This window comes from Streptomyces sp. NBC_00569 (assembly GCF_036345255.1).
GTDB lineage: Bacteria > Actinomycetota > Actinomycetes > Streptomycetales > Streptomycetaceae > Streptomyces.
Map to the genome: position 1 here is coordinate 3064790 of NZ_CP107783.1, position 13185 is coordinate 3077974.

12 protein-coding genes are annotated in these 13185 nt (G+C 73.0%); 8 read left to right on the forward strand and 4 right to left on the reverse strand.

All coding sequences use genetic code 11. The features are described 5' to 3' along the window. Positions 1 to 61 precede the first annotated feature (61 nt). The 3 genes from OHO83_RS13785 to OHO83_RS13795 all read left to right on the forward strand — a co-directional run bounded on the left by OHO83_RS13785 (position 62) and on the right by OHO83_RS13795 (position 3426). A complete protein-coding gene (locus tag OHO83_RS13785) occupies positions 62 to 805 on the forward strand; it encodes a DUF4142 domain-containing protein (RefSeq protein ID WP_266675051.1) in 744 nt (247 codons plus the stop codon). 107 nt (positions 806 to 912) lie between these two features. Then, a complete protein-coding gene (locus OHO83_RS13790) occupies positions 913 to 1683 on the forward strand; it encodes a TIGR04222 domain-containing membrane protein (protein ID WP_266675050.1) in 771 nt (256 codons plus the stop codon). A 150-nt stretch (positions 1684 to 1833) separates the two neighbouring features. Further along, positions 1834 to 3426, forward strand: coding sequence for an alpha/beta hydrolase (locus OHO83_RS13795; RefSeq protein ID WP_330279545.1), 1593 nt, complete (start codon positions 1834 to 1836; stop codon positions 3424 to 3426). 80 nt (positions 3427 to 3506) lie between these two features. Here the strand turns inward: OHO83_RS13795 and hemQ are convergent, their stop codons facing one another. After that, positions 3507 to 4226 carry a hydrogen peroxide-dependent heme synthase gene (hemQ, locus tag OHO83_RS13800; RefSeq protein ID WP_266675048.1) on the reverse strand — a complete coding sequence of 240 codons (720 nt, stop codon included), beginning with the start codon at positions 4224 to 4226 and terminating at the stop codon, positions 3507 to 3509. 4 nt (positions 4227 to 4230) lie between these two features. Then, positions 4231 to 5697 carry a protoporphyrinogen oxidase gene (gene hemG, locus OHO83_RS13805; RefSeq protein ID WP_329433685.1) on the reverse strand — a complete coding sequence of 489 codons (1467 nt, stop codon included), beginning with the start codon at positions 5695 to 5697 and terminating at the stop codon, positions 4231 to 4233. Between the two features lie 149 nt (positions 5698 to 5846). Between hemG and OHO83_RS13810 the strand changes: the two genes are divergently transcribed. Together OHO83_RS13810 and OHO83_RS13815 are read left to right on the forward strand one after the other, a co-directional pair. Next, positions 5847 to 6839 (forward strand): DUF4349 domain-containing protein, encoded by a 993-nt coding sequence (locus OHO83_RS13810; RefSeq protein ID WP_330279546.1) that lies wholly within the window; start codon positions 5847 to 5849, stop codon positions 6837 to 6839. Between the two features lie 27 nt (positions 6840 to 6866). Beyond that, on the forward strand, positions 6867 to 8246 hold the full coding sequence (locus OHO83_RS13815; RefSeq protein WP_329433688.1) for an FAD-dependent oxidoreductase: 1380 nt from the start codon (positions 6867 to 6869) through the stop codon (positions 8244 to 8246). A gap of 19 nt (positions 8247 to 8265) precedes the next feature. Here the strand turns inward: OHO83_RS13815 and OHO83_RS13820 are convergent, their stop codons facing one another. Together OHO83_RS13820 and hemE are read right to left on the reverse strand one after the other, a co-directional pair. Continuing rightward, positions 8266 to 8619, reverse strand: a complete 354-nt coding sequence (locus OHO83_RS13820) for a hypothetical protein (protein ID WP_266675044.1) — start codon at positions 8617 to 8619, stop codon at positions 8266 to 8268. A gap of 316 nt (positions 8620 to 8935) precedes the next feature. Further along, entirely contained in the window at positions 8936 to 10003 is a 1068-nt protein-coding gene (gene hemE / locus OHO83_RS13825; protein WP_329433690.1) for a uroporphyrinogen decarboxylase, read from the reverse strand. A gap of 110 nt (positions 10004 to 10113) precedes the next feature. On the opposite strand from hemE, the gene OHO83_RS13830 reads away from it, so the two are divergent. The 3 genes from OHO83_RS13830 (at position 10114) to OHO83_RS13840 (ending at position 13179) form a co-directional block, all read left to right on the forward strand. After that, complete coding sequence (locus OHO83_RS13830; protein WP_266675042.1) at positions 10114 to 10791, forward strand: DUF3000 domain-containing protein; 678 nt, start codon at positions 10114 to 10116, stop codon at positions 10789 to 10791. A 357-nt stretch (positions 10792 to 11148) separates the two neighbouring features. Beyond that, positions 11149 to 11811: a response regulator transcription factor gene (locus OHO83_RS13835; protein WP_266675041.1), complete on the forward strand. Its 663-nt coding sequence runs from the start codon at positions 11149 to 11151 to the stop codon at positions 11809 to 11811. Positions 11812 to 11895: 84 nt separating this feature from the next. Continuing rightward, entirely contained in the window at positions 11896 to 13179 is a 1284-nt protein-coding gene (locus tag OHO83_RS13840) for a ribonuclease D (protein ID WP_266675040.1), read from the forward strand. The last annotated feature ends 6 nt before the right edge of the window (positions 13180 to 13185 follow it).

Sequence of the window (13185 nt, forward strand, 5' to 3'; positions counted from 1 at the left end):
GGGTTACCCGAGCCCACGTCCATGAAGCGGACTAGCGTGCGGTGCCGCACCAGGAGGCACCATGCGCATCCGATTCGTCAACGGCACCGGACTCATCGTCGCCGGGCTCGTCACCACGCTCGCCGCTCTCGTGTTCCCGGTCTGGTCGTACGCCGACCGCTCCGGCACGGGCGTGGACCTGCTCGACGCGGGGACCGTGCCGACCGGGTTCGGCCCCCTGTCGGCCCTGGACCGCGAGTTCGTCACGAAGGTGCGGCTCGCGGGACTGTGGGAGCTGCCCGCGGGGCAGCAGGCCGAGGCGAGAGGGACCGGCACGGCGGTGCGGACCGCGGGTGAGCACCTCGTCGAGGGGCACACCTTCCTCGACGCGCGCGTGCGCGAGGTCGCCGCGCGGCTCGGCCTCGAACTCCCCAACCAGCCCGACAGCCGGCAGCGGCACTGGCTGTCCGAGCTGAGCGCGGCGCACGGCGACGACTACGAGCGGAAGTTCGCCAACATCCTGCGCCGGGCCCACGGGAAGGTCTTCTCGCTGGTCGCCCAGGTTCGCGCGACGACACGCAACTCGCTCGTACGGGACCTGGCGGACGACGCGAACAGGACCGTCCTCGACCACATCAAGGTCCTGGAGTCCACGGGCCTGGTCGACTTCGACGCCCTCGCGAGGGACGCCGCCGGCGCGAGTACGCCGCCGGAGACCCGCTCCCCCGCCCCGCCGGGCCCCGTGGCGTCCCCCGCTCCCCCGACGCCCCTCTCCCCGTCCCCGTCCTTCCCGCTGCCTCCGGCGGCCTCCCGGCCCAAGCCCTGACACGACAAGGGGAGGCGAGGAAAACGGAACGTCACATACGGACAACGCTCTGTCCATATGGTGAACAACCCGTGGCGCCACCCGAACAGGTGACATAGAAAAACGCCATGTTCTGGGTTCTGTTCCTGCTCATGGCCTGCGCCGCGGCCTTTCTGTCCTGCGCGCGCCTCTGCCTCGCCGCGGCGCACGCCGCGCACAGCGAGCCGGCCGGGGGCGGGGCGCACGAGCTGACGCTGTACGAGGCCGCGTTCCTTTCGGGCGGCCCGTTCCGGGTCGCCGATCTCACCCTCGTCTCGATGGCGCGCAGCCGGCGGCTGCTGCTCGCGCACACCGGCTGGGCCACCGTGGTCGACCCGGTCGGCGGCGACGACATCGAGCGCTCGGTGATAGGCGCCATCGGGCCCGACGGGCAGTCCCGGATAGGGGCGGTGCGCCGGGCGACGGCGGCCGCGGACGCGGTACGGGCGCTGGCCGACCGGCTCGTCGCGGCGGGCCTCGCCGTTCCCGACGGGGCGCGCGGCGGGGTCGCGGGCGCGGTCCGCCAGGTGCGGGCCGCCGCGCTCGCCGTCGTGGTCCTGGCCGGGGTGTCGCTCACGATGCCGGGCGGGGAGCAGGGAGACGGCGTGCTGGTCGCCGCATGGTTCGCGCTGCCCCTCGTCCTCACGCTGTCCTGTCTGGCCATCGCCCGCTTCGAGGTCCACCCCTACACGCGCTGGGCCTCCCCCACCGGACAGCGGCTGATCGGCGCCCTGCCGAGGGGCGTACGTGACGGCGTCGGGGAGGCCGCCCTGCTGACCGCCGTCGCCGTGCACGGCGTCCGCGCGGTGTCCGACCCGGCCCTGCGCGAGGCCTTCGGGACGGCTCAACGGGGGCATTGAGCCGACACCGGCAGGCCGGTGCTTTACTTCGCCAACTGCCGCACGAAGTATCCCTTTTGTTCGCGTCTGCTCCCGGCAGGCGGGTGACAGCCCCGAGAGGCCGCGCGAAACGGCCGTGCGAGGGCCGGACGAAAGGGACCCACAAGAGCGATGAAAGCAGCCCCCGCCGTCTACGCGGCCGCCGGATCCCTGGTCCTGACCGCCCTCGTCGCCGCCCCTGGCCGCGCCGACACCCGGACCCCGCCCGACACCGCCGAACTGCGCGGCACCGCCGTGGCAGCCGCCCGCGCCGCGGCCACCGGAATCACCTTCGGGACCTGCGCCGCCGCGGAGCACCTCCCGGCCCACATCAAGTGCGGCACCGTCTCCGTCCCCCTCGACTACGCCCACCCCGCCGGCAAGCGGATCCAACTGACCGTCAGCCGGGTGAAGGCCACCGGCACGACGGCGCGGAAGGGCGGCAGGCCCGTCCGCAGGCAGGGCTCCCTCGTCTTCAACCCCGGCGGCCCCGGGGCGTCCGGCATGTACTTCCCGCTCGTCGGGCCGATGCCGGAGTGGAAGCGCATCGCCTCCGCGTACGACCTCGTCGGCTACGCCCCGCGCGGGGTGGGCCGCTCGGCCCCGCTGTCCTGCGAGAACCCCAAGCGGTTCGCGAAGGCCCCCACGCAGGCGCCGACCCGGCCCTCCGCCTCGTACAAGCTGGAGCGGATCGCGCAGGCCAAGGCGTACGCCCAGGGCTGTGCGAAGAACGCCGGGGACGCGCTGCGGCACTACACGACCCTCAACAACGCCCGCGACCTGGAGGTGCTGCGCGCCGCGCTCGGCGAGCAGAAGCTGAACTTCATGGGGTCGTCGTACGGCACCTACCTCGGGGCCGTGTACGCGACGCTCTTCCCCACGCATGTGCGCCGCATGGTCTTCGACTCGGCGGTGAACCCCGACCCGAAGCAGATCTGGTACACCAACAACCTCGTCCAGTCGGTGGCCTTCGAGCGGCGCTGGGCGGACTTCCGGAAGTGGGTGGCCAAGCACAACAAGACGTACCACCTGGGCGCGACCGCCTCCGATGTGCAGCAGAGCTACGAGAAGGTCCGGGCGCGGCTCGCGAGCGAACCCGCGGGCGGCACCGTCGGCCCCGGCCGGCTCCAGTCCGCGTATCTCCAGGCCGGGTACTACGACGACTACTGGGCGATGCGGGCGAGCGCGCTGTCGGAGTATCTGAAGGGCAATCCGAAGCCGCTCGCCGAGCAGGCCGCGCCGCAGGCCGCGGCGGCCGCCGGGAACGAGAACAGCACGGCCGTCTACACGGCCGTCGAGTGCAACGACTCGGCCTGGCCGACCGACTTCCGCGTCTGGGACCGCGACAACACCCAACTGGCGCGCCGCGCCCCGTTCGAGACGTGGGACAACGCCTGGATGAACCTGCCCTGCGCGTACTGGCCCGCCCCGCGCCAGCGCCCCGTCGACGTACGGACCGCGCCCGGCGCGCTGCCCGCGACGCTGATCCTGGCCGCCGAACGGGACGCGGCCACCCCCTACGAGGGCGCCCGTGAGCTGTGGCGCAGGCTTCCGGGGTCGGTCCTCGTCACGGAGCGCGGCGCTGGCACCCACGGCATCGCCGCCGGCCCCAACAAGTGCGTCAACAGCCACCTCGACGCGTATCTGATGGAGGGGCGGGTCCCGGTGACCCGCGCCGCCGCCTGCGCCCCGCACCCCGAGCCTGCGCCGCTCGCCGTGGGCTGAGCGCGGGCACACATACGAAGGGGCCGACCGGTCGGACGACCGGTCGGCCCCTTCGCGTACAGGCCCGGGAACTACATGAGCTACGCGAGACCCGCGACGAGTTCGGCGACGGTCTTGCGGCGGCCCGTGTAGAACGGGACCTCCTCGCGGACGTGCATACGGGCCTCGGAGGCGCGCAGGTGACGCATCAGGTCGACGATGCGGTACAGCTCGTCGGCCTCGAAGGCGAGGAGCCACTCGTAGTCGCCCAGCGAGAACGAGGCGACGGTGTTGGCGCGGACGTCCGGGTAGCCGCGGGCCATCTTGCCGTGGTCCGCGAGCATGCGGCGGCGGTCCTCGTCGGGCAGCAGGTACCAGTCGTAGGAGCGCACGAACGGGTACACGCTCACGTAGTTGCGCGGCGTCTCGTCGGCGAGGAACGCCGGGATGTGCGAGCGGTTGAACTCGGCGGGCCGGTGCAGCGCCATGTTCGACCAGACCGGCTCGAGGGTGCGCCCCAGCTTCGTACGGCGGAAGAGGTTGTACGCCTCCTGGAGCTGGTCCGCGGTCTCCGCGTGCCACCAGATCATGACGTCGGCGTCGGCGCGCAGACCGGACACGTCGTACGTGCCGCGGACCGTCACGTCCTTCGCGGCGAGCTGGTCGAAGAGCTCCTGGACCTCGTCGGCGTAGCCGGCCCGGTCCTCGGGGAGGACGTCTCGGAGCTTGAAGACGGACCACAGGGTGTAGCGGATGACCTCGTTGAGGTCCTTTGCCTTCTTGCCTGCGTTCGGGATCCTGGCGGGGGCGTCGTCACTCATAGGGCTATTCTCCCGCGCCGCCGTGCAGACTCTGCACCGGGTGTGCGGTGAGCTCCTCCACGCCGGTCAGGTCACCGTCCAGCTGGTCGACGGCGGCGTAGGCGCTCGCGATACAGGCCGGGATGCCCACGCCGTCGTACGCCGCCCCGCACACGGCGAGTCCGGGGATCTCGGCGACGTGGCCGCGGATGCGGGCCACGCGCGCGTGGTGGCCGACGGGGTACTGGGGCAGGCCCTCGTGCCAGCGCGTGACACGCGTGGCGACGGGCGTGGCGCCCAGGCCGGTGGCCTCCCGCAGGTCGTGGCGCGACACCTCGACGAGCCCGTCGTCGTCGCGCGCGAGGTCCTTCTCGTCCTGGTAGCGGCCCACGGACGTGCGGACGACGACCAGGCCGGGGTCCTCGGCCGCGATCCAGCCCCACTTGTTCGAGGCGAACGTTGACGCCTTGATCGTGTGGCCGTCGACCGGGGGCACGAGGAAGCCCGAGCCCTCGGGCAGGTTCGCCTCGTCGCGCCGGAACGCGAGGGTGATCAGGGCCATCGAGGCGTACTCGACGGTGCGCAGCTCCGCGGCGGCGGCCGGCGACTCGGTGTCGAGGAGCCGGGCCGCCTGCTGCGCGGGCACGGCGAGGACGACGGCGTCGGCCTCGATGACGTGGTCGTCGACCCTGACCTCCCAGCCGTCGGGGGTGCGGCGCAGTCCGTGGACGGGGCTGTCGAGGAGGATCTCGCCGCCCCGCGCGCGCACCGACTCGGCGACGGCGAGCGGGAGCTGTCCGATGCCGCCCTCGATGCCCATGAAGACGGGGCCCGTCTGCTGGTTGTGCGCCGCGCGCTCCTGGATGGCGCGGACGGCCTCGGTCAGGGAGCGGTGGGCGCGGGCCGCCTCGAAGAGCTGGGGGACGGCGCTGCGCATCGAGATGCGGTACGCGTCGCCCGCGTAGACGCCCCCGAGCAGCGGCTCCACGAGCCGGTCGACGACCTCGCGGCCGAGGCGCTCGGCGACGTACTCGCCGACGGCGACGTCGTCGCCGCACTCGGTGGCGGGCAGGTCGCGGTCCTGCTCGATGCGGGCCAGGCCCTTGTCGGACAGGACCCCGGAGAGCGCGGCGGCCGTGCCGGGGACGCCCATCACATGGCCCTTGGGCATCGGGCGCAGCTCGCCCCTGGTCCAGAGCGAGGCCGTGGCCGTGCTCGGCGGCTGAAGCCGGTCCCCGAGCCCCACCTCACGGGCGAGGCCGACCGCCTCGGGGCGCCGGGCGAGCATCGACTCGGCGCCGAGGTCGACCCGTACACCCGCGATCTCCCCGGCGCGCAGCTTGCCGCCGAGGCGGCCCGAGGCCTCCAGAACGGTGACCCGCGCGCCGGCCGCGAGCAGCCGGTGGGCCGCGGCGAGCCCCGCGATGCCACCACCGATGACGACAGCCCTGGGGGCCTGTCCCGTTCCCGTGCCTGTGTCCGCTTCGCGCATGCCCCCACTGTCTCAGACCGGCGAGTCCCGACCGTGACCGCATCGGGACCGCCCGGCAACCACCGAAAGGGGTCGCCGGGCCGTCAAAGGAGGCGGCCAGGGCCCGTCCATGGGGCCGACCGTCCCACCCAACCTCCGGGGGTACGTCGATGCGGAAATCAGGCACCACAGGAAAGCGGCCGGGGCGCCGCGGCACACGGGCGGCCGGCGCCGTCCTGCTCGTGGCGGCGCTGGCGCTGACGGGGTGCAGCGCCGGCGCCTCGGACAGCGGGGACACCTCCAAGGCCGCGGGCGGCGAGGCGGCCGCCGCGGACCGGGGCGCCGCGAAGGGGGCGGGCGGGGGACAGTCGGACGCGAAGTCGTCCCGGCGTGAGCCGCCGAAGCTGACCGGTGTCCACATCATCCGTACGGCGACGCTCACCGTGCAGGTCAAGGACGTCCCGCAGGCGCTCGACAAGGCGCGCACGGCGGCCGAGGACGCGGGCGGCATCGTGGGCAACGAGTCGACCGACCGCGACGGCAGGGGGCACGAGCGTTCCCGTGTCGTGCTGCGCGTGCCGCAGGAGCGCTACGAGCAGGTCCTCGCGGACCTCGCGGGCGCCGGCCGGCTCGTCGAGCGGAACGTGAAGGCGCAGGACGTCACCGACCAGGTCGTCGACGTGGAGAGCCGCGTCACGTCGCAGCGGGCGAGTGTGGCGCGGGTCCGGGAGCTGATGGACAAGGCGACGAAGCTGAGTGATGTCGTCGCTCTGGAAGGGGAGTTGAGCACCCGCGAATCCGATCTGGAGGCCCTGCTCGCGCAGCAGGCGTCCCTCAAGGACCGCACGAGCCTGGCGACGATCACGCTGTCGCTGACCGAGACCCCGGTGAAGCCGGCGGGGCACAAGGACGAGGACCCGGGATTCACCGACGCGGTCGCGGGTGGCTGGGGCGCGTTCGTGACGATGCTCCGCTGGCTCGCGGTGGCCGTCGGCGCGGTGCTGCCGTTCGCCGTGGTGGGCGGCCTGCTGGTCTTCGTGTGGCTGCGTCTCGTGCGGCCGCGGCTGCCGCGCGGGGCCACCGCCGCCGCGCAGCCGCCGACGTCGGCGCTCGGCCCGTTGCCCGCGCATCCGCCGGCCGGGGAGCGGGGCGAGGAGGAGTGACGGGGGCGCGGACGTAGTTTGGTGGGCATGAGCCCTACACGTGAGCGACTGGTGGTCATCGGCGGCGACGCGGCGGGCATGTCCGCCGCGTCGCAGGCCCGCAGGATGCGCGGCCCCGACGAGCTGGAGATCGTGGCCTTCGAGCGGGGGCACTTCTCCTCGTACTCGGCGTGCGGCATCCCCTACTGGGTCGGCGGCGAGGTGGCCGGGCGGGACGAGCTGATCGCGCGCACGCCCGAGGAGCACCGGGAGCGATCCATCGACCTGCGCATGCGCACGGAGGTGACCGAACTCGACGTCGAGGGCGGGCGGGTGAGGTCACGCGCGCTCGACACGGGGACGGAGGCCTGGACCTCGTACGACAAACTCGTGATCGCTACGGGTGCCCGGCCGGTGCGGCCGCGGATTCCCGGGATCGACGCGCCGGGCGTGCACGGCGTGCAGACCCTCGACGACGGCCAGGCGCTGCTCGACTCGCTCGCCGTGACTCAGGGGCGGCGGGCCGTCGTGGTCGGCGCGGGCTACATCGGCGTCGAGATGGCGGAGGCGCTGATCCTCCGCGGATACGAGGTCACGGTCGTCAACCGCGGTCCGGAGCCGATGTCGACGCTCGATCCCGACATGGGCCGCCTGGTGCACGAGTCGATGACCGGCATGGGCATCACCATGGTCGACGACGCCGAGGTCACCAAGATCCTCACGGGCGACGACGGCCGGGCACGGGCGGTCGCGACGACGTCCGACGAGTATCCGGCGGACGTCGTCGTCCTCGGCATCGGCGTCCGCCCGGAGGCCTCGCTGGCGCGCGCCGCGGGGCTCCCCCTGGGCGAGCACGGCGGGCTCCTCACCGATCTCGCCATGCGGGTGCGCGGCCACGAGAACATCTGGGCGGGCGGCGACTGCGTGGAGGTCCTCGACCTGGTCTCGGGACGCGAGCGCCACATCGCGCTCGGCACGCACGCCAACAAGCACGGGCAGGTCATCGGCAGGAACGCGGGCGGCGGTTACGCGACGTTCCCGGGCGTCGTCGGGACGGCCGTGAGCAAGGTGTGCGACCTGGAGATCGCACGCACCGGCCTGCGCGAGAAGGACGCGCGGCGGGCCGGTCTGCAGTACGTGTCCGCCACGATCGAGTCGACGAGCCGTGCGGGCTACTACCCGGGCGCGGCCCCGATGACGGTGAAGATGATCGCCGAGCGCCGCACGGGCCGCCTGCTCGGCGTGCAGATCGTCGGCCGCGAGGGCGCCGCGAAGCGGGTCGACATCGCGGCGGTCGCGCTGACCGCGGGCATGACGGTGGACCAGATGACGGCCCTCGACCTCGGCTACGCACCGCCCTTCTCACCGGTGTGGGACCCGATCCTGGTGGCGGCCCGCAAGTCGAGCGCGGCGGTGCGCAGGGGCTAGGGGATCCGCCGGACACCCCCTAGGGCGCGTCCGGGCCCGAGGTGGGCGGCATCGGGGTGGAGGTGCCGTTGATCTGCTCTATGGCCTGGCGCGCCTGGTCGCCGGGGGTGCGGGGGGTGGCCGCGCTCAGGGCGGAAGCGGCCGTGGGCTGCGGGGGCTTGGCGTGGGACGCGGGCAGGCGGGTGCGCAGGCGGTGGCTGACGGCCTCGTCGAGCGTGACCGGGCGGTGCGTGCGGGCGGCGATACGGCCCGCCTCCTGGCCGAGCGCGGCCAGGTCCTCCCAGGTGAGGCGCAGCACGACGGCGAGCTGGGCCTCACCGTCCGGCAGGGCGGTGAGGGGAGGTACAGGCGCACCCGGCTGGTGGTCGGTCATGGGCTGGTCTCCTCGCGTGGGGCGGCGGGACACTGCTCGGCATGACGTACGCGCGGCGGGCGGCTTGCGTTCAGGCGGGCGCTGTTCGTTCAGCGGGACGGGGGCGGGCACCGGCCCGCCCCCACCACCCCTAGGGTCTGTCCGGCGGATCAGGTCGCACTCGGGGGCCCGCGCTGATCTGTGCTGGTGAGCGGGGTCTGGTGCGTCGAGATGCAAGGCGGAGGAGGGCGACAACGCGGAGCGTTGGCAACCGACGACAACGCCGCAGATCGGCGTGCCGGACCCCGCGCCCGCGACAAGATCCGCCGGACAGGCCCTAGCGGGCGGTCTGCGTGTGGACGTACTCGACGAGACGCGTCAGGGAGTCCGGGTCGGTGGTCGGCGGCACGCCGTGGCCGAGGTTGAAGACGTGGCCCTCCAGGTCGGCCGCCGCGTCGAGCACCTCGCGGGCCTTGACCTCCACCGCCTGCGGCGTGGAGAAGAGGACCGCCGGGTCGAGGTTGCCCTGGAGCGCCTTGCCGGGGCCGACGCGGCGCGCGGCCTCGTCGAGCGGGACGCGCCAGTCGACGCCGACCACGTCGGCGCCGGCCTCGCCCATGAGACCGAGGAGCTCACCGGTGCCCACGCCGAAGTGGATGCGCGGCACGCCGTACTCCTCGACGGCCTTGAACACCTTGGACGACGCGGGCATCACGGAGCGCCGGTAGTCGGCGGGGGCGAGCGCGCCGACCCACGAGTCGAAGAGCTGGACGGCGGAGGCGCCGGCCTCGATCTGCACCTTGAGGAACGCGGAGGTGATCTCCGCGAGGCGGTCGAGCAGGTCGGCCCACAGCTGCGGGTCGCCGTACATGAGCGCCTTGGTGTGCTCGTGGTTCTTGGACGGACCGCCCTCCACGAGGTAGCTCGCGAGGGTGAAGGGCGCGCCGGCGAAACCGATGAGCGGGGTGGAGCCGAGCTCGGCGGTCAGGAGGCCGATCGCCTCGGTGACGTACCAGACGTCCTCGGGCGTGAGGTCGCGCAGCCGCGCGAGGTCGGCGCGCGAGCGGATCGGCTGCTCGACGACGGGACCGACGCCCGGCTTGATGTCGAGGTCGATACCGATGGCCTTGAGCGGTACGACGATGTCGCTGAAGTAGATGGCCGCGTCGACGTGGTGGCGGCGCACGGGCTGCATCGTGATCTCGGCGACGAGCTCGGGCATCATGCAGGACTCGAGCATCGGAATGCCCTCGCGCGCCTTGAGGTACTCGGGCAGCGAGCGACCGGCCTGCCGCATGAACCACACCGGGGTGTGCGGCACCGGCTCACGCCGGCACGCCTTGAGGAAGGCGGATTCGTACGTCGCTGTCGGCTGCTGGCCCGTGGGGCGGAGGTTGGCACTCACGTCGGAAAGTCTCGCACGGGCGCGAACCCCGCCGGGCGCGGGGACATCGAGGTGGGGGTGCCGGGTGTCTCTCCCTGCGCGAAGCCCGCGTTCCCCTTAATCTTCCCCGCATGGCTGCGGCTGAGGGACGACTGTCGGACGGCGCTGAGGGAATGAGTGAATCGGAGCGGGAGGGGCGCAAGACGAAGGATCCGGTGGACTCGGCTCCACCGCCGTTCCGGGCGGCGGTCGAGGCCTTGCGGGCGACGCGGCTGCGCCCGGAGATCGAGGTGGACCCGACCAAGCCGCCGCAGCGCCTCGCGCCCTACGCGTACGCGCTGGAGGCCGCGGTGGTGGACGGCGACGACGACCTCGCGGACGGCCGCCTCGTCCTGCTGCACGACCCGGCGGGGCACGACGCGTGGCGCGGGACGTTCCGCCTGGTGACGCTGGTGCGGGCGGAGCTGGAGCCGGAGATGGCGGCGGACCCGCTGCTCCCCGAGGTCTGCTGGTCGTGGCTGACGGGCGCGCTCAAGGGGCGGGGTCTGTCGTACGGGGAGGCGAGCGGCACCGTGACGCGGGCGAGTTCCCACTACTTCGGCGGGCTCGGTGAGCGTGCGCCGGCGTCACAGATCGAGATCCGTGCCTCGTGGACGCCGCGTGAGGGGCTCGGCGGGGTGCCGGACACGGCCTCTCACCTGGCGGCCTGGTGCGATCTGCTCAGCCAGATCGCGGGCCTGCCGCCGACCGCTCCCGGGGACGCGTCGGTGGTGACCCTGCCTCAGCGCCGGGGTCCGCAGAAGTCCTGACGGCGGTGCGGAAGTCCCGAACGGCGACGCCAGAGACCTCGGCGGCGATGCGGAAGTCCTGACGGGCGGCGAGGAACAGCCATCGGCAGACGATTTTCGGCCTTCCGTCGCCGGTGGCGAGGGGAAGTGACCGCACCGATCGGGACCGGACCTCGAAGAGTTCCGGTCCCGTTGTGATTCGGTTCGATCTTCGGATGATCGATCGCGTGTCCGAATTGCACGAATTGTTACTCACTAAATCGTGATCTTTCTCTAAAGGCGGGCGGGTTTACTGCCGAAGAGGTCTGTGACCTTGAAAGCACGGTTCGCCCCGGCTTCATCCCCGAGCCGGTCCCGTCCCGCACCCCAGGAGGCCTGGTGTCCGTTCTCCTCGAGCAGCCCGCAAGCCTGGTCGCCTACCGCCCGAACAAGCCGACCGCCATGGTGGTCGTGGCCGACCCCCGCGTCCGTTCCACTGTCACCCGCCACCTGTGGGCGCTCGGTGTACGTGACGTCATCGAGGCCTCGTCCGTCGCGGAGGCTCGTCCCCGCATCGGCAACCCCCGCGACATCTGCGTCGCCGACGTCCACCTTCCCGACGGCTCCGGCCTGACCCTTCTGTCCGAAACCCGTGCCGCGGGCTGGCCCAACGGGCTCGCCCTCTCCGCAGCCGACGACATCGGTGCCGTACGCAACGCCCTCGCGGGTGGCGTCAAGGGCTACGTCGTCACCGGCACCCGCACCAACGTCGGGATGCCCTCCCGCCCCGGCGCCGCCCCCATCGGGTCCGCAGCGGCCCGTATGCACCGCCGCCCCCCGGGTGCTCCGAGCCACCCGGGCGGCTACCGCGAACTGTCAGGCCGTGAGGTCGAGGTGCTCCGGCTCGTCGCCGAGGGCCAGTCGAACAAGGCCATCGGAGTCTCGATGGGCCTGTCCGCGCTGACCGTCAAGAGCCACCTCGCCCGCATCGCGCGCAAACTCGGCACGGGAGACCGCGCCGGAATGGTCGCCGTGGCTCTGCGCACCGGAATCATCCACTGACCCTGACTGGTTTACGTACCTTCATCGCCCGTCGACGGAACGTTCCGTCGACGGGCGCTGTACATACACAGATACCCTTGACACGTGACCGACGCCCAAGAGACCGCAGCAGACAGTTCACTGCGAACCACCGGGGGCGCACCCCCGGACGACGGCGGCTCTGTTGCGGAGGTGCCGATCCCCCTGCTCGAGCCGCGCGAGGGCATCCCGCCGGTGATCGCCGACGAGGAGTCCCTGGCCCAGGTGGTCGCGGCCTTCGCCGCGGGCACCGGGCCCGTGGCCGTCGACGCCGAGCGCGCCTCCGGCTACCGCTACGGGCAGCGCGCCTACCTGGTGCAGCTGCGCCGCGAGGGCGCGGGCTCCGCGCTCATCGACCCCGTCGCGTGCCCCGACCTGTCCGCTCTCGGCGACGCGATCGCCGACGCCGAGTGCGTGCTGCACGCCGCGACGCAGGACCTGCCGTGCCTGCGCGAAATAGGTATGGTCCCCGGCCACCTCTTCGACACCGAGCTCGCCGGGCGCCTGGCCGGCTTCCCGCGCGTGGGGCTCGGCGCGATGGTGGAGAACGTCCTCGGCTACGTCCTGGAGAAGGGCCACTCCGCCGTCGACTGGTCGACGCGGCCGCTGCCCGACCCGTGGCTGCGCTACGCCGCGCTGGACGTGGAGCTCCTCGTGGACCTGCGGGACTCGCTGGAGAAGGAGCTCGACCGGCAGGGAAAGCTGGACTGGGCGCACCAGGAGTTCGACGCCATCGCCTCGGCTCCGCCCGCGCCGCCCCGCAAGGACCCGTGGCGGCGCACGTCCGGGATGCACAAGGTGCGGCGCCGTCGGCAGATGGCCGTCGTACGGGAGCTGTGGACCGCGCGGGACCGGATCGCGCAGCGTCGTGACGTGTCGCCGGGCAAGGTGCTCGGGGACGGCGCGATCGTCGAGGCGGCGCTTGCCCTTCCCGCGAATGTGCACGCGCTGGCCGCGCTGCCCGGTTTCGGGCACCGTACGGGCCGGCGTCAGCTGGAGCAGTGGCAGGCGGCCGTGGACCGGGCGAAGGAGCTGCCCGACGCGGAGCTGCCGCAGCCCGGGGCCCCGCTCGCCGGGCCTCCTCCCCCGCGGGCCTGGGCCGACAAGGACCCCGTCGCCGCGGCACGGCTCTCCGCCGCGCGGGCCTCGGTGTCGTCGCTGGCCGAGAGGCTGACCATGCCGCAGGAGAACCTGATCACGCCGGACACGGTCCGCCGCGTGTGCTGGGAGCCCCCGGGCGACCGCTCCGAGGCGGCGGTGGCCGAGGCGCTGCGCGGGTACGGGGCGCGGCTCTGGCAGATCGAGCAGGTCACGCCGCTGCTCACCGCGGCACTGAAGCAGACCGCCTGACACCCG